33 protein-coding genes are annotated in these 24,552 nt (G+C 37.9%); 18 read left to right on the top strand and 15 right to left on the bottom strand.

Annotated elements, in window-relative coordinates:
• Positions 1 to 8: 8 nt before the first annotated feature.
• The gene (locus tag AAJG31_RS03720) at positions 9 to 629 is read right to left on the bottom strand and encodes a hypothetical protein (RefSeq protein ID WP_115673745.1); all 621 of its coding nucleotides are present in this window, start codon (positions 627 to 629) and stop codon (positions 9 to 11) included.
• 271 nt (positions 630 to 900) lie between these two features.
• Between AAJG31_RS03720 and AAJG31_RS03715 the strand changes: the two genes are divergently transcribed.
• The 6 genes from AAJG31_RS03715 (at position 901) to AAJG31_RS03690 (ending at position 4,791) form a co-directional block, all read left to right on the top strand.
• A complete protein-coding gene (locus AAJG31_RS03715) occupies positions 901 to 1,245 on the top strand; it encodes a KGG domain-containing protein (RefSeq protein WP_311198638.1) in 345 nt (114 codons plus the stop codon).
• Positions 1,246 to 1,424: 179 nt separating this feature from the next.
• A complete protein-coding gene (locus AAJG31_RS03710) occupies positions 1,425 to 1,979 on the top strand; it encodes a hypothetical protein (RefSeq protein ID WP_054549408.1) in 555 nt (184 codons plus the stop codon).
• 71 nt (positions 1,980 to 2,050) lie between these two features.
• Positions 2,051 to 2,233 (top strand): hypothetical protein, encoded by a 183-nt coding sequence (locus tag AAJG31_RS03705; protein WP_227744851.1) that lies wholly within the window; start codon positions 2,051 to 2,053, stop codon positions 2,231 to 2,233.
• Between the two features lie 626 nt (positions 2,234 to 2,859).
• Positions 2,860 to 3,897, top strand: coding sequence for an aminotransferase class V-fold PLP-dependent enzyme (locus AAJG31_RS03700; RefSeq protein WP_279494751.1), 1,038 nt, complete (start codon positions 2,860 to 2,862; stop codon positions 3,895 to 3,897).
• 94 nt (positions 3,898 to 3,991) lie between these two features.
• Positions 3,992 to 4,543, top strand: coding sequence for a DUF1697 domain-containing protein (locus tag AAJG31_RS03695; protein ID WP_103117972.1), 552 nt, complete (start codon positions 3,992 to 3,994; stop codon positions 4,541 to 4,543).
• A 35-nt stretch (positions 4,544 to 4,578) separates the two neighbouring features.
• Positions 4,579 to 4,791, top strand: a complete 213-nt coding sequence (locus AAJG31_RS03690) for a hypothetical protein (RefSeq protein ID WP_048393837.1) — start codon at positions 4,579 to 4,581, stop codon at positions 4,789 to 4,791.
• 43 nt (positions 4,792 to 4,834) lie between these two features.
• Here AAJG31_RS03690 and AAJG31_RS03685 read toward each other — a convergent pair whose 3' ends face one another.
• The gene (locus AAJG31_RS03685; protein WP_048393836.1) at positions 4,835 to 5,026 is read right to left on the bottom strand and encodes a hypothetical protein; all 192 of its coding nucleotides are present in this window, start codon (positions 5,024 to 5,026) and stop codon (positions 4,835 to 4,837) included.
• A 316-nt stretch (positions 5,027 to 5,342) separates the two neighbouring features.
• Entirely contained in the window at positions 5,343 to 5,717 is a 375-nt protein-coding gene (locus tag AAJG31_RS03680; protein WP_279494752.1) for a hypothetical protein, read from the bottom strand.
• A 177-nt stretch (positions 5,718 to 5,894) separates the two neighbouring features.
• Here AAJG31_RS03680 and AAJG31_RS03675 point away from each other — a divergent pair, with 177 nt between their 5' ends.
• On the top strand, positions 5,895 to 6,695 hold the full coding sequence (locus AAJG31_RS03675; protein ID WP_279494753.1) for an SDR family NAD(P)-dependent oxidoreductase: 801 nt from the start codon (positions 5,895 to 5,897) through the stop codon (positions 6,693 to 6,695).
• 59 nt (positions 6,696 to 6,754) lie between these two features.
• Here AAJG31_RS03675 and AAJG31_RS03670 read toward each other — a convergent pair whose 3' ends face one another.
• Entirely contained in the window at positions 6,755 to 7,258 is a 504-nt protein-coding gene (locus AAJG31_RS03670; RefSeq protein ID WP_279494754.1) for a DinB family protein, read from the bottom strand.
• 349 nt (positions 7,259 to 7,607) lie between these two features.
• A complete protein-coding gene (locus AAJG31_RS03665) occupies positions 7,608 to 8,480 on the bottom strand; it encodes a DMT family transporter (protein WP_279494755.1) in 873 nt (290 codons plus the stop codon).
• A 213-nt stretch (positions 8,481 to 8,693) separates the two neighbouring features.
• On the opposite strand from AAJG31_RS03665, the gene AAJG31_RS03660 reads away from it, so the two are divergent.
• Entirely contained in the window at positions 8,694 to 9,110 is a 417-nt protein-coding gene (locus AAJG31_RS03660) for a GNAT family N-acetyltransferase (RefSeq protein WP_279494756.1), read from the top strand.
• A 36-nt stretch (positions 9,111 to 9,146) separates the two neighbouring features.
• Here AAJG31_RS03660 and AAJG31_RS03655 read toward each other — a convergent pair whose 3' ends face one another.
• The 5 genes from AAJG31_RS03655 to AAJG31_RS03635 all read right to left on the bottom strand — a co-directional run bounded on the left by AAJG31_RS03655 (position 9,147) and on the right by AAJG31_RS03635 (position 13,157).
• On the bottom strand, positions 9,147 to 9,617 hold the full coding sequence (locus AAJG31_RS03655; RefSeq protein WP_279494757.1) for a hypothetical protein: 471 nt from the start codon (positions 9,615 to 9,617) through the stop codon (positions 9,147 to 9,149).
• A 51-nt stretch (positions 9,618 to 9,668) separates the two neighbouring features.
• Positions 9,669 to 10,118 carry a DinB family protein gene (locus tag AAJG31_RS03650; RefSeq protein WP_054549402.1) on the bottom strand — a complete coding sequence of 150 codons (450 nt, stop codon included), beginning with the start codon at positions 10,116 to 10,118 and terminating at the stop codon, positions 9,669 to 9,671.
• Between the two features lie 127 nt (positions 10,119 to 10,245).
• Complete coding sequence (locus AAJG31_RS03645; protein ID WP_279494758.1) at positions 10,246 to 10,791, bottom strand: hypothetical protein; 546 nt, start codon at positions 10,789 to 10,791, stop codon at positions 10,246 to 10,248.
• Positions 10,792 to 11,136: 345 nt separating this feature from the next.
• Positions 11,137 to 12,321: an MFS transporter gene (locus AAJG31_RS03640; protein ID WP_279494759.1), complete on the bottom strand. Its 1,185-nt coding sequence runs from the start codon at positions 12,319 to 12,321 to the stop codon at positions 11,137 to 11,139.
• 17 nt (positions 12,322 to 12,338) lie between these two features.
• Positions 12,339 to 13,157 carry a MerR family transcriptional regulator gene (locus tag AAJG31_RS03635; protein ID WP_066038467.1) on the bottom strand — a complete coding sequence of 273 codons (819 nt, stop codon included), beginning with the start codon at positions 13,155 to 13,157 and terminating at the stop codon, positions 12,339 to 12,341.
• A gap of 239 nt (positions 13,158 to 13,396) precedes the next feature.
• Between AAJG31_RS03635 and AAJG31_RS03630 the strand changes: the two genes are divergently transcribed.
• On the top strand, positions 13,397 to 13,882 hold the full coding sequence (locus AAJG31_RS03630) for a DUF2975 domain-containing protein (RefSeq protein ID WP_066038466.1): 486 nt from the start codon (positions 13,397 to 13,399) through the stop codon (positions 13,880 to 13,882).
• Between the two features lie 212 nt (positions 13,883 to 14,094).
• Positions 14,095 to 14,550 carry a GNAT family N-acetyltransferase gene (locus AAJG31_RS03625; protein WP_279494761.1) on the top strand — a complete coding sequence of 152 codons (456 nt, stop codon included), beginning with the start codon at positions 14,095 to 14,097 and terminating at the stop codon, positions 14,548 to 14,550.
• 373 nt (positions 14,551 to 14,923) lie between these two features.
• On the opposite strand, the gene AAJG31_RS03620 is transcribed toward AAJG31_RS03625, so the two are convergent.
• From AAJG31_RS03620 to AAJG31_RS03605, 4 genes are all read right to left on the bottom strand, one after another.
• The gene (locus tag AAJG31_RS03620) at positions 14,924 to 15,571 is read right to left on the bottom strand and encodes a pentapeptide repeat-containing protein (protein ID WP_066038261.1); all 648 of its coding nucleotides are present in this window, start codon (positions 15,569 to 15,571) and stop codon (positions 14,924 to 14,926) included.
• A gap of 75 nt (positions 15,572 to 15,646) precedes the next feature.
• Positions 15,647 to 16,597, bottom strand: coding sequence for a bile acid:sodium symporter family protein (locus tag AAJG31_RS03615; RefSeq protein WP_279494762.1), 951 nt, complete (start codon positions 16,595 to 16,597; stop codon positions 15,647 to 15,649).
• An 89-nt stretch (positions 16,598 to 16,686) separates the two neighbouring features.
• Positions 16,687 to 16,878 (bottom strand): hypothetical protein, encoded by a 192-nt coding sequence (locus AAJG31_RS03610; protein ID WP_054549391.1) that lies wholly within the window; start codon positions 16,876 to 16,878, stop codon positions 16,687 to 16,689.
• A gap of 37 nt (positions 16,879 to 16,915) precedes the next feature.
• The gene (locus AAJG31_RS03605; RefSeq protein WP_279494763.1) at positions 16,916 to 17,449 is read right to left on the bottom strand and encodes an HXXEE domain-containing protein; all 534 of its coding nucleotides are present in this window, start codon (positions 17,447 to 17,449) and stop codon (positions 16,916 to 16,918) included.
• A gap of 151 nt (positions 17,450 to 17,600) precedes the next feature.
• On the opposite strand from AAJG31_RS03605, the gene AAJG31_RS03600 reads away from it, so the two are divergent.
• Positions 17,601 to 17,861, top strand: a complete 261-nt coding sequence (locus tag AAJG31_RS03600) for a hypothetical protein (protein WP_103117981.1) — start codon at positions 17,601 to 17,603, stop codon at positions 17,859 to 17,861.
• 276 nt (positions 17,862 to 18,137) lie between these two features.
• Complete coding sequence (locus AAJG31_RS03595) at positions 18,138 to 19,910, top strand: oleate hydratase (RefSeq protein WP_054549388.1); 1,773 nt, start codon at positions 18,138 to 18,140, stop codon at positions 19,908 to 19,910.
• A 187-nt stretch (positions 19,911 to 20,097) separates the two neighbouring features.
• Here AAJG31_RS03595 and AAJG31_RS03590 read toward each other — a convergent pair whose 3' ends face one another.
• The gene (locus tag AAJG31_RS03590) at positions 20,098 to 20,559 is read right to left on the bottom strand and encodes a GNAT family N-acetyltransferase (RefSeq protein WP_279494764.1); all 462 of its coding nucleotides are present in this window, start codon (positions 20,557 to 20,559) and stop codon (positions 20,098 to 20,100) included.
• 78 nt (positions 20,560 to 20,637) lie between these two features.
• Between AAJG31_RS03590 and AAJG31_RS03585 the strand changes: the two genes are divergently transcribed.
• From AAJG31_RS03585 to AAJG31_RS03560, 6 genes are all read left to right on the top strand, one after another.
• Positions 20,638 to 21,033, top strand: coding sequence for a pyrimidine dimer DNA glycosylase/endonuclease V (locus tag AAJG31_RS03585; protein ID WP_279494765.1), 396 nt, complete (start codon positions 20,638 to 20,640; stop codon positions 21,031 to 21,033).
• Between the two features lie 15 nt (positions 21,034 to 21,048).
• Positions 21,049 to 21,672, top strand: a complete 624-nt coding sequence (locus AAJG31_RS03580; protein ID WP_279494766.1) for an HAD family hydrolase — start codon at positions 21,049 to 21,051, stop codon at positions 21,670 to 21,672.
• A 407-nt stretch (positions 21,673 to 22,079) separates the two neighbouring features.
• Complete coding sequence (locus AAJG31_RS03575; RefSeq protein ID WP_257961143.1) at positions 22,080 to 22,400, top strand: PadR family transcriptional regulator; 321 nt, start codon at positions 22,080 to 22,082, stop codon at positions 22,398 to 22,400.
• A 56-nt stretch (positions 22,401 to 22,456) separates the two neighbouring features.
• Positions 22,457 to 22,798, top strand: a complete 342-nt coding sequence (locus AAJG31_RS03570) for a DUF1048 domain-containing protein (protein WP_279494769.1) — start codon at positions 22,457 to 22,459, stop codon at positions 22,796 to 22,798.
• A gap of 164 nt (positions 22,799 to 22,962) precedes the next feature.
• Entirely contained in the window at positions 22,963 to 23,724 is a 762-nt protein-coding gene (locus AAJG31_RS03565) for an ATP-binding cassette domain-containing protein (RefSeq protein ID WP_279494770.1), read from the top strand.
• On the top strand, positions 23,725 to 24,474 hold the full coding sequence (locus AAJG31_RS03560; RefSeq protein WP_279494771.1) for an ABC transporter permease: 750 nt from the start codon (positions 23,725 to 23,727) through the stop codon (positions 24,472 to 24,474).
• The last annotated feature ends 78 nt before the right edge of the window (positions 24,475 to 24,552 follow it).

Genomic DNA, 24,552 nt, shown 5'->3' with positions numbered 1-24,552 from the left:
CATTTTAGCTAGAGCCTATTCCAAATAAACATAAATTGAGCTGCATCCGATTCGAGGGCAATTTGATGATAGTTTGTTGAATCATCATCTGTAATCAAGCGACCTTTTTGCACATTTAAAATGGCATGTTTAACAGAGTCTGGATGTTCAATCGCATAGTGGGAGTCTTTTAGAAGAGTGAGGGCAGATCGACATTTATGTTTATCGATGCGCTCATTTTTTCCTTTAAAATACAGCTTAATTAAATAGGGCACATCGTCAATGATTAAACCGAGCTCAGGATTGGAACGCACAATTAAATCGTCACAATACCAATTCGCCTTACCTGGTTCAAACCACTGTACGTTTTTATTTTTTAAGAATCTAATATAGGCTTTGACGGCTTCTTGGTAATTTTTCTGGCGTGCAGGAAGGGCGTTATCCACGATGTCGAGTAAATAGGTATCATTAAAACGATGTTCATGGTATTTTTTTAATCCATCACGCAAGGCTTTCCAATAATCTTTTATTGGATGGTACTCTCCCTGATATTTTATATCCTTCACAAACTTTGTCTTTGCTGCACTTCCCTTCATTGTGAAGTCTGTAAATTGTGTTAAACCAATAGATGGCTTTGTGAGCGTCGTCATTTTTCCATCACCCTTCTTTCATCATCGCTGACATACTATAGATTAGTATTATATTGGAAAGGGTACATGTATATGATTGATGGGCTTGTTAACAATCAGCTCCTAACAGTATTCTATTACAATAAGAAAATCAATTTTTTAAAAAAATATGTTTAGATGTGTTTTGACTGGGAATATAAATAGCGAGCTAGTAAAAAGCTCAAAAAAATATTTAGGAGGAATAGAAATGGCTAACAAGCAAAACAATCGCAACAGAAACAACAATGAAAACATGACTGTCGAAGAAGCGGGACGTAAAGGCGGAGAAGCTACCTCCAGAAATCATGACCGTGATTTTTATGAAGAAATAGGACGTAAAGGCGGCGAGGCTACGTCTAAAAATCATGGACATGAATTTTATCAAGAAATTGGCCGCAAAGGTGGAGAAGCTACGGCTGAAAACCACGGCGAAGAATTTTATGAGGAAATTGGCCGCAAAGGCGGAGAAGCTACCTCTGAAAAGCACGACGACGATTTTTATGAAGAAATAGGACGTAAAGGTGGAGAAGCACGCAGTAAACAGCGTAGTAACAACTCCAACAGCAATCAAAATCGTCGAAATAACAATAATAACTAATCACTTTTAAATAGCTTGAAACCCTTCACACATAGGGCGTTTGTAGTTTTAAACTACAGGCGCCTTTTTTGTTGTTAAGTTCCTCTCAATCCACAGGATAAATTTGTTGAATTTCTCCTAATTGTAGTATATATTTAATCCGCTTCTATTTGTTTTTAGAGGAAATGAGGATAGAGAGAATGACACAACTTATAGATAAAGAACTATTTCAGGTAATTCAATCCGTCGTGCAGGCTGTGAACATGACGGTCAAGATAAAACAAGATGATTCAGGTATTAATATGAGCTATAACTTTATTGGGGATTATGTAGGATTTGATGCGAAACGATTAGTAGAGGCAAGAAATGAACTAATGCTTCCAACTTCACTTGAAATTTATGTCAAAACAATGACCCTTCATGAGCTAGGTCATGCAGTGGATCGACAAGCATTACAGGCGTCACTTCCACGTACAATTGAAATCTTTACGATGAAAAAGCAACATGCCTTAAAAGAAATATATCGTCAGGAACAACTACTAGCCATGCTGATTGAAGAACATGAAATGAATATTCAATTTGAGCAAACGGCTTGGGAAAATGCATGGATGCTTAACCATACACATCACTTAGTTCCTGAAAAGGACTTTGACTATATCAAACAGCATAGCCTAGCGACCTATCAGCGTTTATATGAGCAAGATTTACAAGCTTATCACCATCTTTTGAACCAGCAGATGGTGCAATTAGTTTAGCTAGAAATAATCATTTCATACCGTCGCGGGAATAGATCAAACCAAATAGGGCAATGTAATACTACTTGGAGGTGATCATTTTGACAAAGGGCAAGCAATATAAACGTCAGTCAGAGTTGGCGGAATTAGCGACAGATTTAAGTCCAGATGATTTAGATGTGCGCGAAGAAAATGCTCTAACACAAGAGCAAAAGAAAAATTCGAGCGAAGGAAATCGTTCAAAAAAATCTGCCACACGCAAATCGCAATCATAACGTAAACACCACAATCATTTCCGATTGTGGTGTTATTTTATCTATTGCCACTTTTACATAGAACTGTACTACCGAGCATTGATTTAATGTTACAATTTATAGAATGAATGAAAGGAGCTGGAATAAATGATTTTATTTATCGTATTTGTTGGAGTTGTCGTTGTCATAGGCATCGTCAGTAATGCAAATAAAAATCACAGCAAATCGAATGAGCACAACCACCATATCCATTCCCCTAACGAATTTTCAACAAATGATGCATATCTTTCCTCCCAGGACAGCCAACAGTGTGCTGATTCTAGTGCTACTACGAGTGACTCATCCTGTGGCTCCGGTGGGGAATGAAGGTGGCCCATTCTGAATTATGGAGATATTGCTAGTAAATTGGCTTACGAGAATTCAAAGTAATCGAACTAAGAGCAAATTTTTTATAACGTGATCAAAAGCGGAGGAGGTCTGTTTTGCACCGATCTCTTCCGAAGTACATATGTAAAATTTCATCACCTCACCACTAGTAACTATTGTTACTAGAGAAGTTGTGAACTGTTCTTTAAGATATAGCGAAAATGAAGCAACAGGCGTAAGATAGAGGAATAGATAGAGAGAATTTGGAGGTAGTAGTTGATATGATTCGATTCGAAAATGATTATGCAGAAGGTGCCCATCCACAAATTTTGCAGCGGTTAGTGGCTACAAATGAAGAACAATCTCCAGGGTATGGTATGGATGAGCATTCCGAAAAAGCAAGAGCCTATATAAAAAAAGCGATTGCAGCGGAGCAGGCAGACATTCACTTTTTAGTGGGGGGGACACAAACGAATACAACCGTGATAGCATCTATTTTGCGTCCTCATCAGGGCGTCATTGCTGCGAGTACAGGGCATATTGCGGTGCATGAAACAGGAGCTATTGAGGCAACTGGTCATAAGGTACTGACATTACCTAGCGATGATGGCAAACTAACTGCTGCACAGGTGAAAGCCTGCTATGATGCGCACTGGCTGGATAGCACTCATGAGCATATGGTGCAGCCAGGCTTAGTGAACATATCACACCCTACAGAAAATGGCACGACCTATAGTAAGGCAGAATTAACAGCCTTACGTGAAGTTTGCCGAGACTGTGACTTACCACTGTTTATAGATGGTGCTCGTTTAGGCTATGGTCTAGTGGCACAAGACAGTGATTTATCTCTCGCTGACATGGCTCAGCTTTGTGATGTATTTTATATTGGTGGTACTAAAATGGGTGCATTGTTTGGAGAAGCAGTCATCATCGTGAATCCTGCGTACCAAAAGGATTTCCGCTACATGATTAAGCAAAGAGGAGGGCTACTTGCCAAAGGTCGATTATTAGGCATTCAGTTCGAAACGCTATTTGAAGATACGCTCTATATGGATATTTCGCATCATGCGGTAGATATGGCAATGATGATACGACAGGCATTTCTCGATAAAGGCTTCGCAATGCGCTATGATTCAAAAACGAATCAGCAATTTCCAATTTTACCAAACCATCTACTTCCAACGTTAGAAGTAAAATATTCCTTCTCCATTTGGGAAGCATACGATGATACCCATACGGTTGTGCGCTTTTGCACAAGCTGGGCTACGACCAAAGAAAATGTGGATCGTTTAATAGACGACATCTACCGTTTAATATAATCAATCAAGCTGCACCTTCCGTCAAAGGGTGCAGTTTTTTCCTATTATTCCCTAACTCTTGCTATACTATAAATAACAGGAAAGGTGGAAGCGAATGACTAAATACGTAGCACTTTTAAGAGGTATTAATGTAGGTGGGCACAATAAATTAAAAATGGCTGAATTGAGAGACGCGCTGCAACCACTGGGGCTCCAAAACATTCGGACATATATTCAAAGTGGCAATATCCTGTTTGAATCGAGTGAATCAGAAGAATTTTTGCAACAGCAAATTCAAGAGACCATCCAAAGTACCTTCACTATCACGAGTACAGTAATTATCCGTACAGCTGAAGAATTCCGCTCTATTGTGAACAATTGTCCTTTCTCAGAACAAGACTTAGCAGATGCAAGTGCTACAGCTACAGGGGAAAGTCTCCATGTTGCACTACTTTCAACAGTTCCAACTGAAGAGAACGGAGCTAAGTTATTACAATATGTAAGTGAAAAAGAGCGCTGCATTATCAAGGGGAGAGATGTCTATCTGTTATTTCACGATAGCATTCGCAATGCCAAGCTTAGTCAACAACTGCCTAAGCTAGAGGTGCCCGCTACAGCTCGCAATTGGAAAACGATGATGAAGCTTGCGACAATGATTGGTGAGTAGGGAAACTCATCTTTTCTATAAGGAGGCGTGTTTGAATGCGACGGGATCAAGTAGGTTATTTTATTTATCCTTTTTTGTACTTCATTGTTAGAACAATGAATCAATGGAGGAAGCATGAGCCGATTGCATGGGGAGAAAATGTGACGATGATGGTCATCACAATGGTCATCATCTATTTCTTTGTTTGGATGTGGAATTGGTCCAAAAAGCCGTATCAATGGAGAAAGAAGAATAATAAAGAAACATAAAGCAAGAGAGCAAATTTCATTATTGAAATGATGCTCTCTTTTTTTACTTAAACTTTTCAGGTTTTGTGGCTTTAATAGAGGCAATTTCTCCACATTGGGTACAGACAGTGAAAATAAGGGGTGAACCTGAGGAAAAGATGGTATTCACGGGTCTTAAAGCAGCATAGCCATCTAATTTCCCTTCAGAAAAAGATTGACTGCCACAGGCTTTACAACTATATGTATTTGTTTCCATATTCTCACCTCGTAATGTAAGTTTAAGGAAATTATAGCATAGAAAAAACTACAGCGATATGCATCACTGTAGCTCAGAATTGGTTGATACCCCTTGAGGTTTTCTAAAGTATTATAGCATAACAACTTATTCATTGTATAGATGAAGGAAAATATATAAATGTTGCGACTTCATTTGACTTTATCGAATTGGCTATTTGAACGAAAAGATTGGGTGTTTCCTGATTCGTGCTATCTTTATAAATGCCAAGAAGATATTGTAAATTGCTTTCTTCAAAAACAAAGAAGTTAAAAAGCAGGTGCTCAAAATAAATTCCCTAACGACCATCTTGCAGTGTATATGCTTTTCCTGAAAAGCTCACTTTCGGTTGAATAGGTCGAATATCAATTTTAAAAATATGCTGTTTCATTTCGTTATGAACATAGAGAATGTTAAGTGAATCATTCATACCATATTGATGATCTTTGTAAAATCGACCAAACTTATGTGTGATGGAAAACGGGGGTATAACAGTTGGGAGTTTGACCTTACTATAATGCTGTTCAAATTCCTTCACAGCCGCTTCTACTGATTGATAGCCTGCTTCATCAAATTTTTCCTCAAAAGTGGGTGGCAGAGGATGCGCACTTGCATGTTCAATGGTGTGGTTAATTAAAAAAATACATAGTGAAAAAGTAATTTTCTTTAGCATTGCTTGCACGTCCTTATTTAAATAGCACTTTATATATAAGTATTTCGAATCAGGATGTAAATATACGTGTTCACATTTAAGGATATTAGTTTAAAAATAAATAGTTTAATGTTAAACTATTTTACGTCAGGAGAGCTGATTTGCTCTTTTTCGTGTAATTTGAAGGAGGAATTGAAGATGAATCGAGTAAAAAATAAAGTGGCATTAGTGACAGGTGGAGCTTCTGGTATTGGTTTATCAGCAGCTAGCTTGTTAGCAAAAGAGGGCGCAAAAGTAGTCATTGCTGATTTTAATGTAGAGGGTGCTAAAGAAGCAGCAGCAACTTTAGTCAATAATGGGTATGAGGCAGCAGCCGTTTTCCTTGATGCAGGGAATGCTTCCTCCATTGAAGCGGCCGTGAACTTCACTGTAGAACGATACGGCTCATTAACGGTGCTCTTTAATAATGTTGGTCTAACTAACCTGAAGAAAGATTTAGATATATTAAATATTGATTTAGATGAGTGGGACCGCTTAGTCAATGTGAATTTAAAATCCATATTACTAGGAAGTCGTTTTGCCATTCCACATATGCAAAAAGCGGGCGGGGGCTCAATTATTAATACGGCTTCTATGGCTGCATTCGCCAGTGACCAAATACGTACAGCCTATGGGGCAACAAAAGCAGGTGTGGTGAATATGACGAGAAACATTGCCACACAATTTGGGAAGGATCATATCCGTTGTAATGCGGTTGCACCAGGTCTTATATTAACACCTGCCGCGAAAAACAATATGCCAGAAGAAATGCTGGCCATTTATGCGAAATTTAATGCGCTACCATATCATGGGGAAGCGGATGATATTGGTCATGCAGTTGTATTTTTAGCCTCTGACGAATCAAAATTTATGACGGGCCAAACATTGCAAATTGAAGGCGGACATTACCTCGCTAACCCAACCATAGCTGATACTAATAACTGGCTAGCATCTTTATAGTTAATAAATAAAAGAGGTTGTCTTAAAATAGACAACCTCTTTATTATTTGGCACAATAGCTACATTTGAGGAGCTTCCAAACCAAACTGAGCCCATTCCTCTTTCGCTGGACCATAAATACCTGGAACAGTTAAACCAGCCTGACGCATCAGAACCGTCATTTGACCGCGATGATGACTTTGATGCTGTAGTAAAAATAATAACAGGGAACCATTGGGCATTTGTTGACCAATAAATTCAATCGTTTCAGTCATTGTCTTGTCAGTCCATTGCGATTGTATCGCTTCCACAAAGGCTTCACTCGCTTGGTGATAGCCATCTGCAATGAACTGAGCAGAAGTAGGAACTGGAAAATCCTTTGCTGGGGCTTCAAACGCTAAATTCGAATTCAAGGTAATAATTCGAATTGCAGTAACCGTGTGCCAAGCAACCCGTCCTAAAGTCCAGTTTTCGGGAGTGATTGCCTGATGTAGCGATTCATCTGTAAGGTTATTAAGTAATTTTTGCGTAGCAGCGGCTTCAAATGCCCAAGACTGTAAAAAATGATCGATTGTTTGAAACATGAAATCCCTCCAAAAATAGCCTATGATGTATTATTTTCCTATGCTCTTAAAAGAAAAGCAAGATAAAGCACTGCATAAAGGGGAAGGGCAATAGAGAGCAGGATGTACATGCTCCATTCACCAATCGATAATTTTCGTTGCCACCTCGTTAATTTAAGCTGTCGACAATAGATCATACTAGCAAGTAAAAAAATTAATAAAGTAAAATCCTTTAAGTTATCTAAAAAGATGTTCAGAATATCAACTCCTTTAGGCATTTGCAATATATGTGTCAACAAGACGTTCAATGACCATAAGCTGAGCCAACATAAAAAGTGCGTCTCTATCTAACATAGAAACGCACTTCGATTTATTCGTCTCGAATGACGATAAAAACGCCACTAAAAATTAATAGGGAACCTATCCAAAAGGAAAGCCCAATCGTCTCTCCCAATAAGAGCCAGCCTAAAAATGTGCCAACAATTGGTTGAAAGAAGAAAAATAAGCCGCCACTAGACGCATTCATTAGTTGAAGCCCTTTATTCCACAATAAAAAACCACCAGCTGTTGAGATAATGCCTAAGTAAAGCAAGCCCCCTGAAATGGTCGGTTGTAAAACACTTGCCAGATCTAAATTCTTTAGCCTTGGAAGGACAAAAGGGGTCAATAACATCACGGCAATCATAGATGTATAGGTTGTGACAACAATTTGTGAGTAATGGCTTGGTACCTTTTTGACGAATACCGACATCAATGCCCACGTTAAGGCAGCAAGCAGTAAATAGAGTCCACCTAATTGCTGTGTCACATCGATTTGACCATTGCCTACAACAATCCCGACACCAATCGTGGCAAGAGTGATAGAGAAGCATTTTTTCAGCGTAATGCTTTCTTTTAAAATCAAACGGGCGAAGACAACCATAAAAGCAGGGGTTGTAGCAGTAATAATTGCCCCCATCTGCGCGGTGGATAGCATTGTGCCCATTTCCTGTGTCACAATTGAAATCGTGTTCCCAATAAGGCCAACAAGAAAAATGATCAGCCAATCTTTTTTAGCTATTTTCCAGGATTGCCTCATCATGATCCCAATGATCCCGAGTGCAATCACCGCAATCAGATATCGCATCCAAACAAGCTCTAATGGTGGCACAACCTCCACCACTACTTTAACAACTACATACATGGCACCCCAAATACTCGCAGCAAGCGATAAAAAGATGGCACCGATTATTAGATTTCTCATGTTTTTTTCCTCCGTTTTCATAGATACCTATGCCCTTAACGGAGAAAAAGCGCTTCTACCGTTAAGGAAGAAGAATTGCTGGTACGTCCTGTTCAAATAATGGAGCAAACATCATAATAATCCCACCATCCTCAAGTCATTTTTTATTAGTATAATAGAATACACATCGTTTTCATAGGGAGATTTCATGAAAGCAAAAAGAGGGGGATGAAAATGGTAATACTTCAATACGAGATGGAAGAGAAGGATTTGCCAATCATAAAGGAGGTCTATCAATCTGTAGGCTGGATGAAACATGATGAACAGATTATCAAACAAGTTTTCGATGCAAGCACACATCAAGTTTTCGCCGTGGTAGATGGAAAAATAGTGGGCTTTGCTAGAGCTTTGTCAGATGGCGTATTTAATGCCGCCATTTACGATGTGGTTGTGCATCAAGCCTATCAAGGCACAGGGATTGCACGTTTACTTCTGGAGGATATGATCGCACAGTTAAGGGAGGTATCCTGCATTCAGTTAATCGCCACAACAGGGAATGAACCGTTTTATGCAAAAATGGGCTTTAGAAAATTGAAAACAGGTATGGCCATCTATAAAAATCAGCAACTAGCTCAAGAATATCTGGATTAAAGGAAATGGTCGGAAACCCACAAATGGTTTCCGACCTTACAATTTTATTTCATTATAATTAGACTGGATGAAATAGCTGTTAGTGGATACCCGCTTATAGTGCCCTACATTCCACTCATTCAAGTTGATTAAATCCTTAAGGAATTTGGGGACAGGGCAATTCCAATCTACATTTGCTATTGTTAGTGGGAAATTATCCTCAGCGGGATTAGGTGTATGGATATTAACTGAATCCAAACCAGCATCCTCCTCTACAAACTCCATCCATATTTGATAAGGTTTTCCGAATGTCGAGAGCCTTTCTGATAAGCGGTTATATAGGGCTATATGTGCTTTGATGTGCTCTCTTCTTATCTTTAAACCATCATTGCCGTACCCGTAAAAATCAAGGTGAGTGTGCCACAAATTAAACCAACCTTCTTCGTCAAAGTCTACAATAGATAGCTCTGTGGTTGTTTGTCGCCATAAGTTACGGAAATAACGCCTTTTCCCACGAAATTTTTTCAAATTACTGTTCCTCCATTTAAAAAGCTGTTCCTTTCATTGCGTTGCCTTTTATTAAAATAAAGGCTTTGGCAATCCACTAAGATGCGCGATAACAGAGATTTGCCCAATATGGTAAGCTTCATGTGAGTAAACATGATGAAACAACCAGTTAAGTGTAGGGACGGAAGGTGGCGTCCAACCATCGGAAAACTTCGGCACCTCGACTATTTCATTGAGCTGCGATTCGTCTAATGTATGTAGAATGTCATCCGTATAATTTCTAATTTGAATATAGCTATCTAGTATTTCCTTAGGCGAACAATCATCGTGAAGGTTTAATATACAAGGATTTTTAAGTCCAATTTCATTCACCCAATAGTCTTCGCTACTTGATAAATGAGAAATAATCCATGCTACATTATTTGGATAAAACTCAGATGTCTTAAACCAAAACGTCTCATCAAGTGTGCTTAGGTAAGGTATTAACGTTTTCCTAAGATCATTACGATATGGAAATAGCACATCTATACATCCTTTCATTTATTAATAGGTTTATTGTATAGGAACAAGCACGGGATAGGAAATGAATCCTTTTTTCTCAGATTAAAAGAGGTCTGGAATATTAAAAAAATCACCTAGAGGAAGGTGATTAAATCGGATTGACTTTAAGTTCTCTTAGAATTAAAAGAACGCCCATTCCATACACAATAGAAATGGCTAAAGGTACAAGTGTGAAGGCTTGATCGACAAAGAAGCCACCTAAAATCAGAGCAAAAAAGCAGACGCCTAGAGTCACAAATAAATAAGCCTTACTTTTATAAATCCATATGTATGGCAGAAAATGAGAGCCTGCAAGTAAACCAATTGTAAAGGGAAGATATTCAGGTATGTTCATATACACAATGATAAATACAGGTATGTAAAAAGCTTGAGGAGCGGCAACGATTCCTCCTAACGTCCCTAAAGGATTGCCAGTAGCGTTTAAATTAATCCCAAGAATTTTACTAATACCTAAACCGATAGGGAAAATGGCACCTAAGCCAAATATCCAACTTAAACGAACTGCTTCGATTGGCAAAACTAAGGGCATTAGAGTAAAAAGTAAAAAGACAACCGCACCAGAAAGTAAAATGGGAAATCCCTTTTTTACTTCAACGATCATTTCCTTTTGTAAATCTTCCAGTGTTTTATCCATCAACGCACCATCCTTCATGAAATAAATAGAATATAACCTATAATATACCAGTATATTTCTATTTTTACCACAGATGATTTGAAGTGGAATTTTTTAGAAAAGTTTGCGATCCATTGCCTAAAAAATTCTTGAAGACCAAGATTATTATTAAAAAGGAAGGAATAGCAGAGAGCCGAAACTTTTGCTCACTCTATGGCATTGATGTGGAAGCTGCCACAGGTTTATCCAATGGGGCTTTTACCTGTTATTTTTTAAATATAAATGTTTTTAATCAAGAGTACATATTTAGAAAAGCTACCTTCATATTGAATATGCCATTTTCAATATAAAGGTAGGATAAAAAAATTAATATTTGACTTTAGTGATAATAGGGGTTTCAACTCTACTATTCAATTTTTGGAATAGCCAGATAGCAAGGAATAAAGCCATGCTTACAGTACCAAAACCGACCCAATTCAAATTTAGGACAGAGGTATGACTGATGACAAACCCGCCTAATGCAGACCCCAGTGCAAAACCGAATTGGATAAAGGAGGTATTTATGCTTAGGGCAATGTCTGGATTTCGAGGTACTAGTGTAACAAGAAGGAGCTGCTGGGCAGGAGAAATACTCCAAGTTGCTACCATAAAAATCATTAAAATCAAGATCAATACAAAGAGATTGATACCAGCTAATGCGAATAAGAGGAGCGTTACTCCTTGTAACAGCAATCCAAAACAAATGGTAAAACGCGAACCCTTTGCATCAGCCAATTGCCCGCCCACTCTTGAGCCAAGAAAGCTACAGATGCCAGCTAAAAATAGAATGCCACTAATTTCAGTCATAGAAAGAGGGGATGTGGCTTGCAAGAAAGGCGTAATATAAGTAAATAGGGTAGCGTAGCCACCGACATAAAATAAAGTAATCGCCAGGGCAGTTAGAATTTTTGAATCTTTTAAAATCGAAAGCTGCGACCTGAGTGTAACAGCTTCTTCCTCCTTGATAACTGGAATTTTTTTATAGATGATAAGCAATGGAAGAATGGTTAATAAACCGATCAACATAAATAAAACTCTCCATCCAAATATTTCGCTAAAAAATGTGCCAATTGGAACACCCAGCACGAGCGAACTACTTAGTCCCATCAAAATGATGCCGATAGCACGGCCTCTTCGTTCTTTTTCAACTAATCGAGTAGCTACTGCCATGGCCACCACTGTAGCAATTCCTCCGCTAACCCCTTGAATAATTCGTATCCCTAGTGCGTACTCAAAAGAAGAGGCGATAAACATGAATCCGTTACTAATAATGAACACACTAACTGTAGCCATAAGCAACTTTTTGCGATCCACATTGATCGTGAGCGCAATGAGAATTGGAGCGAAAATGGCTGCTGCTAGGGCAAATAAAGTCACTAATAACCCAGCTTCTGAAATCGTTACTCCAAAGTCGACGGCAATCATTTCAATAACGCCTGTAATAATGTACTCAACGGTTCCGATTAGAAAAACAATGAGTGATAAAACATAGATAATCAGCTTATTTTTCAACTCAATTCACGCTTCCTTCAGCTATTTATAATAGGTATTTGTATCTCCATTAATTGGACGTTTTGGGTTGTAGATAATGGTAAATAGATTTCTCTACCTGGTTCGTTTTCCTTGACTTGATAGTTATTTTCTACAATCCAGTTAGCTAAATCAACACAGGCTGTACAAGCAAAGTTAGAATCTGAACGAAAGGTCATTGTGGCCATCATTGGCTCAGGAGGAAGAGTCCGTAGTTGAAATGTATCAGGGAGTGATGAAAGCTCCTTGGTTAAAAAATAGCCGACTTCAAATTCAAACTCGTCTTCTTTCTCCTCTATTTCTTTCCATAAAACAACCTGAGGACTTTGAGCTAATTGGCGCATTTCCTTTGTTAGTAATTGATTAAATGTACGAAACAGATCTGGAATATCTTCTTCTCTCCCGCGTGCTTTCAAAGAAAGGAATTGCTGAGCATCCACTGCCTTGATGCGGATTTCTTGATCTGATTCCACCTGACCCTCTCGTTCTAAAAGTTGCATACGTTCTTCAATTCGTGCAAGCTTGGCCTGTTCCGTCTGGATAATATGTTGAATCTCACTTTTTTTCAGCTTAAACATCCCTTGTATATCTTTTAACGAAATATCTTCGTGGAGCAAACGTATAATTTGTGGCAAGGTAAACCCCAATTCCTTATAGAGAAAGATCCGATTGAGCTCTAGTAGCTGGTCTGCTGAATAGTATCGGTAGCAAGTATCATGGTCCACCTTTCTCGGCTTTAATATGCCAATCTGATCATAATAGCGCAATGTTTTTAAGGATACTTTGCTTAGCCTAGAAAATTCACTGATTTTAAACAAAATATCACCTCCAATCTAATAACTTAATGCAAGTATACAGTTTCCTGTGCAGGGGAAAGTCAAATGCTTTTTAAATAACCTTACTACAATCTAATGTAGTAAGGCGCTTGTGAATATTTCAATGAATGTTAAATATAAAAATAACAATAATAATATAATTAAAAACAATTATTATTTATTGTTAATCAATAAATTTCGTGTTAAATTTATAGTGTCATTAAATAAGTGAGGTGCTTTCAATGAATGTTAAACCAGGTTTAACATCTTTTTTAAAGGTAATGATTCTTCTGGCTGGGATGGCCATTCTTGCCCTATGTATATTTTTTGTACCTCCTATGGCTCATTTCGCATCGAGTTTGTATCCGAATTTTTACCCAATGAATTATCTCATTTTCATTGTGATGTATGGATCGGCTGTACCTTTTTACATTGCTCTCTATCAGGCTTTTAATCTTTTACGGTACATTGAAGCCAATACAGCTTTCTCGGAATTATCTGTAAAAGCATTAAAGTACATAAAGTGGTGTGCGATAATAATCAGTGGCTTGCACCTATTAGCTTCACCACTTTTTCATTTTATAACAAACAAAATGGATCCTCCTTTTGGAATAGTGGGACTCCTCATCATTTTTGTTTCACTAGTTATCGCCATTTTTGCGGCTGTCCTCCAGCGGCTTCTACAAGAAGTGACGAATATAAAATTAGAAAATGATTTAACGGTCTGAGATGGATGATATGGTGATATTAGCCAAACGAAAACTGCTCATAGAAGAGATGGAGAACCTATCAGTTAGAATTCGGAATCCTATGGAAGTTTAATAGTGAAGCAAGTAAATTTCTAGATAGATATGTAGTTTAATCTTTTAAGGGGGCTGATCCACTTTTATTCTACTTTTGCTATACTTTATGAAATTGAATAGTATAGGAGGCTATAAAAGTGGATTGGAAGATAAAAAAATTTGATGAATTAACCGTAAAAGAACTATATGAGATACTGAAGGTTCGTGCGGAAGTTTTTGTGGTAGAGCAAGAATGTGTCTATCAGGATCTAGATTCAAAAGACGAAAATGCTTATCATTTATTTGGTGAAGACCAAGGAGAGGTAGTTGGGTATTTAAGAATTCTACCCAAAGGAATAGCATATCAAGAAGCAGCAATCGGAAGAGTATTAACAAAGCAAACATACAGAAAAAAGGGATTGTCTTTGGAAATGGTGAAAAGAGCAATTGATTATATTCTAGATGAGATTGGAGAAGACGCAATCCGCATTTCTGCGCAGGCATATTTGCTAAAATTCTATGAGGGCTTCGGATTTGAAAAGACATCAGAAGTTTATTTAGAAGATGGAATAGAACATATAGAAATGCTATATAACAGGCTGTCCGTCGAATAATAATATTAATTTAATAACGAACAAACAAGGCGTCCGATAGCATAAATTATCGGACGCCTTGCATTTAAAGTGGAGGATAACCCTCAAATAGCAGGATAGAATTCTAAAAGTGGAGGATAAAACTGAAAAAGTAGCGGATAGAACGCTCAAAGTGAAGGATAGCCCTCAAATAGCAGGATAGAATTCTAAAAGTGGAGGATAAAACTGAAAAAGTAGCGGATAGAACGCTTAAAGTGAAGGATAGCCCCGCAAATTAGGATGATAGAATTCTAAAAGACGATAAAATAGCAGATTAACAAATTGTAAAAAATGAGCGCTATCCGAGCATAAGGATAAGCGCTTTATTTTTTTCTTGAATTGTTAAGCCCTTAAGCTAGTATTTAACCTTCAATCCTAGTAATGAAGCAAAACCTATCGCTTGTTCAGTAGAGACTTCACACCCATTTAAACTTTCTGGAGTTACTTGAAGTCTTTTAAATTTACATGTACTGATGTCTATTCCTTTTAAGGAAGTTTGGGAGAAATCCACATCATTTAGATCACTTTCCTGAAACGCTACTTTATTTAGTAAACAATCATAAAAATTCGCACCTTGCAGGGAGGTGCTATCAAATAGCACTTGTTTAAAGCGCACTTCGGGGAAATTACATAAGTTTGCAAGGCAATTTTCAAATGAAACATTGCCGAGGTTTGCTTCAGATAAATTCAACCCTAATAATTTACAGTTTTTGAAGGCCACTCTATGAATGATGCCTTCACTTAAGTTAGTGTTAGATAAATCACAGTTTTCAAAAATGACGTCCGTTAAATCAATTTTTTGAAAGGTACAATCGATGAATGTGACATTTTTAAAGATAACATTAGAGACGATTAATCGTTCAATATCCTCGTGAGCAATGACTGTATCCGTAATCTTGCAATTTGTTAAATAGGGTTCCTCCTCATAAAAAATATCCTGAAAATTTGCTTTGTCAAGATTCGGGGATATTTTTGGTGATATAAGTTGGAAATTGTATGACATATTAGCACACCCTTCAAATATAAATAAAAGCTTCTTCTATTTAGTATAAGTGCAAACCTAAAATAAGAACACCGTCTATACGGTGCTCTTATCTGGTTTATACAAAGGATTCATCATCTTACTAAAAACGGAGGCTAGTACCTGTTGAAACAGCATACCGAACACAACAGGCATGGCGACTTTACCTGGAAAGTACGTTGTGGCCACGATGACACCGACTGTAATATTTCTCATGCCACTAGTAAAAACAAAGGTTGCCATTTGTGGACCGTCTTTTAACAGATATCGACCAATGAGGTAAGCAAATAGGTAGCCTGATACTGCAAGCAAGAACACTAAAAGCACCACGAAGAAGAGATGCATGTTGATATCCTTTAAGTAGGGAGCAATGGCACTGCTATTAATCAGTATGACAGCAAATAAACATAGCTTTGAAAAAGGAGCAAGTTTCTTACCGATTTTTTGGGGGATGGCTCCTTTCGAAAGTTCATTCACTAAGATACCTAAAATCGTGGGTAAGACAATCATCCATAGTAAATTCAGAATCAGGGATGCCACATCCAACTCAATTTTTTCACCCGAAACGATATAGAGGATGAAGGGGAGGATGATGGGTGAAAGGAGCGTATCAATTAAAATAATTGATAAGCCTAACGGTAAGTTCCCTTTGCAAATATTGATCCAAATAACACTCGTTACACCTGTTGGAAGTGCAACTGCTAAGACAAAACCAACAGTCAACAAATGGTCATCAAACAAAACAGAGGATAAGAAATAAGCCCATAAAGGCATCAAGAGATGAAGAAAAAGGATGGAGAATAAAATGAGAACTGGATGCTTCATGAAAATTTTTACATCTTTAAATTTCATATGTAAGCTTCCTGAGAATGTCATGAAGGCAAATAGCCAGGAGACGAGGAATAATAAATGATGTCCAATACTTTCTAAGAATACACCTACAATTAAACTTAATGGTGTCAGGATCGCAATGTATTTTTGGAGAAATACATTTAGTTTTTCTAACATACAAAGACCTTCTTTTTTTATCTGATTTTATCACTTTTATTATAATCGTAGGTAAATTTACCGCAAAAAAAGCAGAAGATTTACTCCTGCTAAGAATTTACATGTTTTTTATTGGTTTCTTTAGTGAACGGCATCCATACAATGCCTACGATCAATAAAATATTACCTGTCCACCTAACCCATAAATAATAAGGCTGGTCTTTTAAAAAGTACAACGAAGCTAGGATAATAACCATCCCAATACCAATCATTAATTTTAAATAAATCGGAGTTTTTGCCATTCTCCTGCCTCCTTTCTATCTTTTCATGAAAATATATCTATATCACTCTTTTACCTATCCAATGCGCAGTAAAGACAATGGGAAAAAATAGTATGCCAAAAGGCAGGCTTATCAAAACGATATGCCAAGTAAGGATGCCACTAGTAAACAAAGATTTAAATAAAATAATGCTATAGGGAATAATGATGATGGCTGATGTTATAGCTCCTGGTGTAACAGAACGAAATAAGAGCGATTGTCCAATATGGGTAAAAGCATGGATAAAGAAAACAAGTGTAACAGCTGTGAAAAAATAGATAGAAAAAGTGACTCCATTTAGAAAATAGTAGTTAGCCAGAATGGTAGAGAGACTAACAAACAAGAAGATAAATAAGACAGCAACCGCAAATTGTGCGGTGCTCATTGAAAATTGTTTCACCACTTTATCGGCTATTTTTTGGGGTAATCTTTCATACAGCTTATGACGATTATGATGTAACCATTTCTCTACCATAATAATTTCTTCAAAATCATGAATAATAAATAAAATAGGAAACAACCAAATTAGTGTTTGAACATTCGACCATTCCATATGAATACCTCTCTCCTTATCACTATGCTGGAAGTGTTACTAGAAATACCATATTTATATAATATATGTTAATAATAACATATTAGAAAAAGTTGTAAGCTAAGATTCATTTATTATTGAATCTAATTATTAAGAAATCGGGGATGAAGCTGTGAGTGAAATCGATAAACGTAATAGACTAAACAAGGAACCATTCTCATATCAAACGACAAAAAAGGGGACTGTCGTTATTTATTATGAAGGCAAGCAAATTAAAATCGTCAAGGAGAAAGAGGCTGAGCGTCTACTAGCAAAAATTAAGCAGGTGGAGGGGCAGATAAAGGAAGTCCAGCTATTGTTAGCTAAAATTACGGGTAATTTTAAACGAGGTAACGAGAAATTGGCTAAACCTCAAAAAGGGAATGAAGGTTAAAAAAGATTTATTGAGATAATAATTATGCAAAGCTAATAGTAACTTATTGAATTGGTTTTTCCTTTTTAAGGCAGGCGTTAAGGGGGTTATTACGATTATTTACTGTATGCTTCTCTTTTATAAAAATACAAGCACTTGCTTTGTCCAATGAGAAGGGAAGATAAATTAACGCACAATTAGTGGATTTGAATTTTTTGTTAATTATTAGCTCATTTTACCATTTTGTCGATAACCTGTGTTATTCTATATTAGAATAATAAATTAGGAGGCGGTAATATGTATTACAGCAATGGTAACTATGAAGCTTTCGCACGTCCTAAAAAACCTGAGGGAGTCGATAAAAAGTCTGCTTATCTGATTGGCTCGGGACTAGCCTCACTGTCAGCAGCATGTTTTTTAATTCGTGATGGCCAAATGAAAGGTGAGAACATTCATATTCTTGAAGAGTTAGATATTTCAGGAGGAAGTCTAGATGGCATACTTAATCCGACGAGAGGGTTTATTATTCGCGGTGGACGAGAAATGGAAGATCATTTTGAATGCTTATGGGATTTATTCCGTTCCATTCCTTCGTTAGAAGTAGAAAATGCTTCCGTTTTAGATGAATTTTATTGGCTTAATAAAGAGGATCCTAATTATTCAAAATGTCGATTAATGAAGGATAGAGGCCAAAGACTTGAGGATGATGGCAAGTTCACTTTATCAGACAAATCCTCAGAAGAAATGATTAAATTATTCTTTACGCCTGAGGAAAAATTAGAGGACAAAAAAATCACAGATGTTTTCTCAGATGAATTTTTTGAATCGAATTTTTGGCTCTATTGGTCCACGATGTTTGCGTTTGAAAAATGGCATTCTGCGATGGAGATGCGTCGTTATATTATGCGTTTCATTCATCATATTGGCGGATTACCAGATTTATCGGCCTTAAAATTTACAAAGTATAATCAGTATGAATCGCTCGTGCTGCCAATGATTAAATACTTAGAAAGTCATGATGTTGATTTCCAATATAATACGGTTGTAGAAAATGTTTTAGTTGATAAGGTAGGAGACAAAAAAGTAGCTCATACATTGGTGTTACGAAAAGATGGTGTGAAAAAGAATATTGAACTAACAGAAAATGAGTTAGTGTTTGTGACAAATGGTAGTATTACAGAAAGTACAACATACGGGGATAATAATACGCCAGCCCCTATCAATAAAGATTTAGGTGGCAGCTGGTCCCTGTGGAAAAATATCGCTGCCCAAGGTGAAGAGTTTGGTCGACCAGAAAAGTTCTGCGATAATCTGCCAGAGGAAAGCTGGTTTGTTTCAGCTACCCTTACAACCTTAGATGATCGTGTGGCTCCATATATTGAAAAAATCAGTAAAAGGGACCCATACGCTGGTAAGGTCGTAACAGGAGGGATTGTCACAGCTACTGATTCTAATTGGATGCTAAGCTATACATTGAACCGACAACCTCACTTTAAAAATCAACCAAAGGACCAATTAGTTGTTTGGATTTATGGCTTACTATCAAACAAGCCAGGTGATTTTATTAAGAAAAGTATTACGGAATGTACAGGCATTGAGATTGCACAAGAGTGGTTATACCATATGGGAGTACCAGTGGATGAAATTCCAGACATTGCACAAAATTCTTGCAATACGATTCCATGCTATATGCCTTACATCACCTCTTATTTTATGCCAAGAGCAATGGGGGATCGTCCACTTGTTGTGCCAGAAGGATCTGCTAATTTAGCCTTTATTGGCAACTTCAGTGAAACAGCAAGAGACACTGTCTTTACTACGGAATATTCCGTAAGAACGGCGATGGAGGCAGTCTATCAACTATTAACGATTGACCGAGGTGTCCCAGAGGTATTTGCGTCTGCCTTTGATGTTCGCACATTATTAGCATCAACGGCTCGTTTGCTGGATGGTAAAAAACTAACAGATATTGATGCACCATTTATCTTAAAGCAAATCGGTAAATTGGGTATTCATAAAACAAAGGATACAATCATTTATGATTTACTGAAAGAAAGTAAACTAATATAGTGTTGAAAAATAGACAAAGCAGTTTGAGGGGCTTTGTCTATTTTTTTTATAGCCAGTCTTTTACATAGGCAAGTAAACCGATAAACGCACCTAACCCCATGCCAATAAAGACAGGCACTATGAGGTTGGCTTTCTTGTGTACGGTTTTCATTTCTTTCATTGAAATCCCTTCTTTCTCATCACATACTTAAAATTCTAAGCGCATCGTCTGGTTCGTATCCTTGAACCCATGTTTTTCATATAAGGATTTAGCGCCTTTATTTTCAGTCAATACATTTAACTCCAAATAGTCCAAGTGACGATAGGCTGCCCATTTTTTCGCTTCATCTAATAAAGCAGACCCAATTCCTTTGTTTTGGTAATGTTTGCCAACAATCACATCCACAATAAAAGCATATTTGTGTTCAACCAAGCAAGTATAGGGTGGGGTCGTTGTTTCTTTAATAAGCAAAAAGCCTACCACTTCGTTCTCGAATGTTGCGATTAAAATATCTGAATCATCTTCAATGATCGTAAACCTGATAAAGTTGGCAACTTGTTTGGCAGGTTTGATATATTTAGGTTGAAGAATCGACATCTCTAAAAAAAGCTCTTGGTATAAACGCTCAATTTGTGGAATTTCATCGAGCGTTGCAGTTTTTATTTCCATACTATCCCTCCGTCAGTTTTAGCATCATAGTAAGTAATATTTTACATTAATGGTTGATTAATAGAAAGGAGAAGGCGCATGAGGTTATGGCATATAGATTTAATTGCGTATCTACCAAAAGGACAACTACTGTCGCAGTGGAGAGAGCTAAATAGCATATTTGCGAAAGAGGATCAGCATATACTGATTAATTATATATACGAATACCCGAAAGAAGATTTGTATTTGTATACAGAAAAAGTCATGGATGAAATGAAGAAGCGGGGTTATCAAATTCGAACCTACGAAAAAAAGAATAACTACTTTAAGGGTTTAGGCCCAGTAAAGGATAGGAGACCCTTTCAACAGCATCATAATCAGGAATATCTTGAAATATGTTTTTATAATTTAAAGGAGAAATTTATAAGAGGCCAGAGGGATTATGAAGAGGAAATGTATCAGCAATTATGCACATATATAAATAACGTGCTTTAACTAGGAGGGTTATACATGTTAAGAGCGATTATATTTGATGTAGATGGAACGATTTTGGATACGGAGCAAGCGATTTTACAGTCATTGCAAAGAATCTTACGAGAAGAAACACAACAGGACTATCCCTTTGAGGCTTTACGATTTGCTTTAGGCATCCCAGGAAAAGATGCATTGCAGAGGCTTAACGTGGATGACATAGAGGCTGTGCATCAGAAATGGTCTGCGGCTGTGCTGGATTTTTCACATGAAGTGGCTGTTTTCGAAAGTCTAGAGGAAGTTATTCAGCACCTTGCAACAAAGCCGCTACAAATGGGTATTGTCACTTCTAAAACAGCGCAAGAGGTAGTGGATGAGTTTGAGCCGTTTGGGTTAAGTGAGTATTTCCAACATATTGTAAGTGCCAGTGATACGGAAAAGCATAAACCACACCCAGAGCCGCTGTTAAAATGTCTGGACGCATTACAGGTAGCACCAGAAGAGGCCATCTATATTGGTGATTCTATCTATGATTTCCAATGCGCAAAGCAAGCAGGCGCCAAGTTTGCCCTTGCCCATTGGGGAGCCAAATCCACCATTGGCTTTGAGGAGGCAGATTACGTCTTCTATGAGCCAAAGGATATTTTAGCAATTGTTAAGTAGCATGAAAAATAGAAGATGGTGTCCTATATTTCACACCATCTTTGCCTATTACATGGTAGGTGGGAGGTAAATAGTTAAGAAGGTTAAGACAGTTAAATTCCTTATATCTACACTCACATGGGATAAGATATTGAACGTAAATAAATGGCTCACCTGATATGGATAAGTACAGTCGCTTCATAAGAATGTGAAAACTTAATGAAAGAACATGGAGTTGCGTAGGCAGCTCTTTTTTCTTTATTGAATAGTGGCATCAAAAATTTATAAGAAAAGTAATTGACACCCGAACTACTCGGTGTTACTATGTAGTTGTAATAAGTATTACTTAATAGCTTCTCAAAAGCAAAAAAATTTTACCTAAGTACTAAGTTATACAGAATAGTGAAGCAAATAGAGGTGTTCTGCATATGGAAAATTTAACGGAGATGCTGAAGGGGTCCCTGGAAGGCTGCGTACTGGAAATCATTAGCCGTCATGAAACCTACGGATACGAAATTACCCGACGCCTGAATGAGTTAGGGTTCACTGAAGTCGTGGAAGGGACGGTCTACACCATCCTCGTGCGTTTAGAGAAAAAAAAACTGGTGAATATTCAAAAGAAACCATCAGATATGGGACCGCCCCGCAAGTTTTACTCACTTAATGAGGCTGGACGTGCTGAACTAAAATTATTTTGGGAAAAATGGGATTTTATCTCGTCAAAAATCAATGCTCTAAAGTCTTTTTAGTTTCATATGATAATGCGTCTGATCTTTAGCTTGATAATACAAAGGAGGAAAATAACGTGATCGAATTGTTCAAAAAAATGATGGGTGATAAAAAAGAGTACAAGATGATGATGGCACGGGTCGAACAACTGCCCGAGGATTATCAATTTGTGTTTAAAAAAATTCAAAACTACATGTGGAATTTCACAGCAGGCAATGGGATGGATATGCTGCACATGCAATATGAATTGATCGAGTTGTTCGAGGCTGGTGCAGCGGAAGGCAGACAAGTGCTGGAAATCACTGGCGAAGATGTAGCGTCTTTTGCTGATGAGCTAGTGGCAAACGCAAAAACCTATATCGCCAAGTATCGTGAAGATTTAAACCAAAGCATTTTGAATCGATTAGGAAAAAAATAAATGGGTCAGTAATACCGACTGAATAGCTATTTGTTCATTGTTGCCTTCGCTATTCAGTTTTAATTTTTAAACGGTACTAAGTTATACAGATTATCAGTCAGACTAAGTAGTTAAGGAAGGGCAATCTACTCTGCAAAGAGATTTTTAAAAAGGGAGGAAAAAGGATGAGCAAAGATGCGATTTCTGTAAAAGGGTTAAAAAAATCTTTTAAAGAAAAGGAAGTTTTAAAGGGAGTGGATTTTGAGGTGCGACGTGGCGAAATTTTCGCATTGTTAGGCTCAAATGGAGCAGGGAAGACGACGATAATCAATATTCTCTCCACATTGATGAAGTCTGATGGTGGCAAAGTAGCGATTTGCGGTTTTGATGTCCAGCACCAACCAGATCATGTTCGTCAGAGCATCAGCCTAACAGGGCAGTTCGCCACTTTAGACGGTATGCTCACAGGGCGGGAAAACCTGATCATGATTGCCAAGTTGCGAGGAGTTTCCAATCCCGCTCAAACCGCAGACAATCTACTCGCAAGATTCAGCCTGACAGATGCGGGCAATCGTCGGGCCGACAATTTTTCTGGCGGGATGCGGCGCCGACTTGACATTGCCATGAGCATGATTGGGACGCCAGCAGTTATTTTTCTAGACGAACCAACTACAGGGCTTGATCCTGAAGCACGAATGGAAGTCTGGGAAACAGTCAAGGAGCTTGCTGATGGTGGCACGACCATCTTGCTAACGACCCAGTACCTGGAGGAAGCCGAACAACTGGCGGATCGTATTGCCATCCTACATGAAGGAAAAATTATAACGACTGGCACCCTTCTAGAACTTAAAGAGATGTTCCCACCAGCGAAAGTAGAGTATATTGAGAAGCAGCCAACACTTGAGGACATTTTCCTCGCCATCATTGGCAAAAAGGAGGAGATTTAAATGAAGAGTAAAACATGGGTATTGCTAGGGCGTTTAATGCGTAACATTATGCGCAGTCCAGATACAATAATCACGGTGGCGATTACGCCAATTATGATGATGCTACTATTTGTCTACGTATTTGGTGGCGCAATAGAGACAGGCACAGACAACTACGTCAATTATTTATTGCCAGGAATCTTATTGATGGCAATTGCATCGGGCTGCGCTTACACTTCCGCACGACTGTTTACAGATATAAAGAGTGGGCTGATGGCACGTTTTATCACCATGCCCATCAAGCGCTCGTCTGTATTGTGGGCTCACGTGTTGGCCTCGCTTATTTCCAACGCGCTTACTGTTGTAGTCGTTATCCTTGTTGCGTTCTTGATGGGTTTCCGTTCTAGTACGGATCTCTTGGATTGGTTCGCGGTAGCTGGCATACTAGGGCTGTTTACGCTAGCATTGACATGGTTGGCAGTCATTCCTGGATTGGCAGCAGGGTCTATGGAGGGGGCAACAGCCTACTCGTACCCGCTGATTTTCCTACCTTTTATCAGTTCGGCCTTTGTTCCCACGGAAACCATGCCTAAAATTATCCGTGCGTTTGCTGAGAACCAGCCCGTTACCTCAATCGTCAATGCAATTCGTGCCCTCTTATATGAAGGCTCTGTTAGTAATGATATCTGGCTCGCTCTTATGTGGTGCATCGGCATCATGGTCATCGCTTATTTTTTCGCCATTAAACAATTTAAACGCCAGTTAGTCTAAATTCATCATTATCAAATAAGCCATACGAACAAGTCGATTTCTTATTGTATAGGAAATCGACTTGTTCTCGCTTCTATT

Origin of the sequence: Lysinibacillus sp. BS3 (assembly GCF_039614735.1) — a bacterium.
In the GTDB taxonomy this organism is placed as follows: Bacteria; Bacillota; Bacilli; order Bacillales_A; family Planococcaceae; genus Lysinibacillus; species Lysinibacillus capsici.
This window is presented reverse-complemented; position numbering and strand designations above follow the sequence as displayed.

Coding starts and splice junctions, on each gene's coding strand:
- AAJG31_RS03720 (WP_115673745.1), bottom strand. CDS start 629: ATGACGACGCTCACAAAGCCATCTATTGGTTTAACACAATTTACAGAC.
- AAJG31_RS03715 (WP_311198638.1), top strand. CDS start 901: ATGACTGTCGAAGAAGCGGGACGTAAAGGCGGAGAAGCTACCTCCAGA.
- AAJG31_RS03710 (WP_054549408.1), top strand. CDS start 1,425: ATGACACAACTTATAGATAAAGAACTATTTCAGGTAATTCAATCCGTC.
- AAJG31_RS03700 (WP_279494751.1), top strand. CDS start 2,860: ATGATTCGATTCGAAAATGATTATGCAGAAGGTGCCCATCCACAAATT.
- AAJG31_RS03695 (WP_103117972.1), top strand. CDS start 3,992: ATGACTAAATACGTAGCACTTTTAAGAGGTATTAATGTAGGTGGGCAC.
- AAJG31_RS03690 (WP_048393837.1), top strand. CDS start 4,579: ATGCGACGGGATCAAGTAGGTTATTTTATTTATCCTTTTTTGTACTTC.
- AAJG31_RS03685 (WP_048393836.1), bottom strand. CDS start 5,026: ATGGAAACAAATACATATAGTTGTAAAGCCTGTGGCAGTCAATCTTTT.
- AAJG31_RS03680 (WP_279494752.1), bottom strand. CDS start 5,717: ATGCTAAAGAAAATTACTTTTTCACTATGTATTTTTTTAATTAACCAC.
- AAJG31_RS03675 (WP_279494753.1), top strand. CDS start 5,895: ATGAATCGAGTAAAAAATAAAGTGGCATTAGTGACAGGTGGAGCTTCT.
- AAJG31_RS03670 (WP_279494754.1), bottom strand. CDS start 7,258: ATGTTTCAAACAATCGATCATTTTTTACAGTCTTGGGCATTTGAAGCC.
- AAJG31_RS03665 (WP_279494755.1), bottom strand. CDS start 8,480: ATGAGAAATCTAATAATCGGTGCCATCTTTTTATCGCTTGCTGCGAGT.
- AAJG31_RS03660 (WP_279494756.1), top strand. CDS start 8,694: ATGGTAATACTTCAATACGAGATGGAAGAGAAGGATTTGCCAATCATA.
- AAJG31_RS03645 (WP_279494758.1), bottom strand. CDS start 10,791: ATGGATAAAACACTGGAAGATTTACAAAAGGAAATGATCGTTGAAGTA.
- AAJG31_RS03630 (WP_066038466.1), top strand. CDS start 13,397: ATGAATGTTAAACCAGGTTTAACATCTTTTTTAAAGGTAATGATTCTT.
- AAJG31_RS03620 (WP_066038261.1), bottom strand. CDS start 15,571: ATGTCATACAATTTCCAACTTATATCACCAAAAATATCCCCGAATCTT.
- AAJG31_RS03615 (WP_279494762.1), bottom strand. CDS start 16,597: ATGTTAGAAAAACTAAATGTATTTCTCCAAAAATACATTGCGATCCTG.
- AAJG31_RS03610 (WP_054549391.1), bottom strand. CDS start 16,878: ATGGCAAAAACTCCGATTTATTTAAAATTAATGATTGGTATTGGGATG.
- AAJG31_RS03605 (WP_279494763.1), bottom strand. CDS start 17,449: ATGGAATGGTCGAATGTTCAAACACTAATTTGGTTGTTTCCTATTTTA.
- AAJG31_RS03595 (WP_054549388.1), top strand. CDS start 18,138: ATGTATTACAGCAATGGTAACTATGAAGCTTTCGCACGTCCTAAAAAA.
- AAJG31_RS03590 (WP_279494764.1), bottom strand. CDS start 20,559: ATGGAAATAAAAACTGCAACGCTCGATGAAATTCCACAAATTGAGCGT.
- AAJG31_RS03585 (WP_279494765.1), top strand. CDS start 20,638: ATGAGGTTATGGCATATAGATTTAATTGCGTATCTACCAAAAGGACAA.
- AAJG31_RS03580 (WP_279494766.1), top strand. CDS start 21,049: ATGTTAAGAGCGATTATATTTGATGTAGATGGAACGATTTTGGATACG.
- AAJG31_RS03575 (WP_257961143.1), top strand. CDS start 22,080: ATGGAAAATTTAACGGAGATGCTGAAGGGGTCCCTGGAAGGCTGCGTA.
- AAJG31_RS03565 (WP_279494770.1), top strand. CDS start 22,963: ATGAGCAAAGATGCGATTTCTGTAAAAGGGTTAAAAAAATCTTTTAAA.
- AAJG31_RS03560 (WP_279494771.1), top strand. CDS start 23,725: ATGAAGAGTAAAACATGGGTATTGCTAGGGCGTTTAATGCGTAACATT.